This is a genomic window from Candidatus Synechococcus spongiarum SH4 (assembly GCF_000586015.1).
GTDB classification, from domain to species: Bacteria; Cyanobacteriota; Cyanobacteriia; order PCC-6307; family Cyanobiaceae; genus Synechococcus_B; species Synechococcus_B spongiarum_F.
Map to the genome: position 1 here is coordinate 1 of NZ_JENA01000262.1, position 2,238 is coordinate 2,238.

Sequence of the window (2,238 nt, forward strand, 5' to 3'; positions counted from 1 at the left end):
CGAGGGCCTCCTCCTCCAGTTGCCGCAACTGTTCGTTGAGACGCTCCTGGATCTCCTTCTTGAGCACGTTGGCGCGTTGACCCAGGAGGGGGCGTTGGGCATGGGGCAGGGAGCCCATGGCCCCCAGCACACGGGAGAGCTGCCCCCCCCTCTTGCCCAGCAGGCTGATGCGCAACCGCTCCAGCGCCTGGGGGGAGTCAGCGCTACGGAAGATCTGGTCGCTGCGGATCTGTTCTTCAAGGGCATTCAGTTTGTCGAGCGCCTCATTCAGGGGATCCCGCAGATCGGGGTGTTTCCCTGGCTCCTGCCACCGCTGCCGGCTTTCCTGGGCCTGTTCCAGCGCTTCTGGAACAACGGCCCTGCGCCTGGGGGTATCCAGTGGGCTCCTGAGGTTGTCCTCGGGGTTGACAGGGATGCTCACCAAGGTTGCACAGCTACTGACAGTTTAGATGTCCACCACCGTGGAATCGTGCCCCTAGCGTTTGCGCAGGCTCATTTCGTGAATTGCAGGCATGGCAGCCAAGGCGGTGTGGATGCAGGTTCTGGTGGTGGGGGTGGTGTGGATGGCTGGTTGCCCAGTTGGACAAGATGGAGCCACCACTGGGTAGAAGAACCTATGGCGTGTTAAGCTTTCGGATGCCACGAAAATTGCTGTTTCCCCGCATGAGAAAGGCTCCTGGCCTATGCATCTCCTTCTCATGGTAAGAAGGTCTCTCATGAGGGAGGCTACCTGATTTTCCAAGGCGCCATTTTGTCGATCTCCCCAATGCTCACCCGTCATTTTCCTCTCTCAAGAGAATTCTTTTGAGTTTGGTTTTGGTTTCATTGACCGCTTGTAGGGGCAGAGCAACCGCGTGCCCAACGTGGAACACACTCAGCTTTTTCAAAGAAGCATCACTAAAGCATCACTAGATGATGTAGTACACTGTCTATCGAAGGGTAAAGATCCTAATGCCAAAGACTCAAATGGGTTAACGTCTCTATTCTGGGCAGTAGACCTTAGCAAGACGCCTGAAGTAGTGAAAGTTTTACTTGATGCCGGTGCCGATCTTAATACAAGGAATGTACTTGGATCAATACCTCTTCATTGGGCCGCGCAGTTTAGTCAGACTCCAGAAATGGTGGAAATTCTACTCGAAGCTGGTGCAGATCCCAACACAAGGACTGATGATTTTGAAAGCACGCCTCTCCACTTTGCCGTGAGGAATACCAAGGGTCTCGCGCAGGCCATAGGTGCAGTAGAGGTTCTGCTTGACGCTGGCGCTGATCCCACAGCGCGGAACGCTTCTGGGAAGACAGCTTGGGACCGAATTCCAGATCGTATTCCGGATGATTCTCTCCTAAGGGATTTGTTGAAAAACCCTTGAAGGAAGATCCGGAGAGCTTTACGGGAAGCAGGCGAGCACGGTACCTGCTTCACCAGCAGGGAGGCGGCGATGATGGTGAATGTCTCGCCCCTTGCTGCCCATCTCTGGCGTCATGGTCACCGGCCACGGCCTGGCTACTACCTGACACGGCTTCAAGAGGGGAGGCAGGGTGGTGGCGCGTGAACCGTGAGCAGACCACTGGCAGATCCTGATCTCAGGCGTGGTGGCGCTGGTGGCGGGGCCGCCTCACCCGGACTCGGAGCGGGCCATGCCCTGGATTCCGAACTGGGCCATGGTTGGCCAAGGCTGCGATCAAGGCGCGGGGGCGCAACGCCAATGCCCGGATCCTCGAATTTGACTTCTCTGGCTTCTTTGAAGCAGGAACCCATCTGAATCAAGGAGTACAACCATGTGCTGCTTGAGAGAAGGAATCCCCCCACTGCGGGGCGGGGAAGAGGTCAAAAAGAGACACTCCGCAGGGCTGCGCATCCTGATCAGCAATGACGACGGCATCGGGGCGGCAGGGCTCCGGGGTCTGGCGAAGGCTTGTGACGCCGCCGGCCATCGGGTGGACGTGGTCTGCCCGGATCGGGAGCGTTCCGCCACCAGCCATTGCCTCACCACAGGGCAGGCCATGGAAGCGAAGCGGATGGATGAAGTCGGGGGGCGCATCAGGGCCTGGGCTTGCAGTGGCGCCCCGGCGGATGCCGTCAAGCTGGCGTTGATTACCCTCCTTTCCGAACCACCGGACCTGGTGTTGGCAGGGATCAACCACGGCCCCAACCTGGGCTGCGATGTGCTCTATTCCGGCACCGTTGCTGCCGCCATGGAGGGAACATTGCTGGGGATCCCCGCCATGGCGGTCAGCAGC

At 58.4% G+C, this 2,238-nt stretch carries 2 protein-coding genes and 1 pseudogene; 2 read left to right on the forward strand and 1 reads right to left on the reverse strand.

Features of this window, described 5'->3' with window-relative positions; translation table 11 throughout:
* Window positions 1–421 (reverse strand): annotated as a pseudogene (locus BG35_RS13775) (hypothetical protein); the annotation flags it as partial.
* Window positions 422–854: 433 nt separating this feature from the next.
* Here BG35_RS13775 and BG35_RS12300 point away from each other — a divergent pair.
* The gene (locus tag BG35_RS12300; protein WP_071994835.1) at window positions 855–1,367 is read left to right on the forward strand and encodes an ankyrin repeat domain-containing protein; all 513 of its coding nucleotides are present in this window, start codon (window positions 855–857) and stop codon (window positions 1,365–1,367) included.
* A gap of 409 nt (window positions 1,368–1,776) precedes the next feature.
* The coding region (gene surE / locus BG35_RS0109455) for a 5'/3'-nucleotidase SurE (RefSeq protein WP_025782625.1) at window positions 1,777–2,238 on the forward strand (462 nt) is incomplete at its 3' end.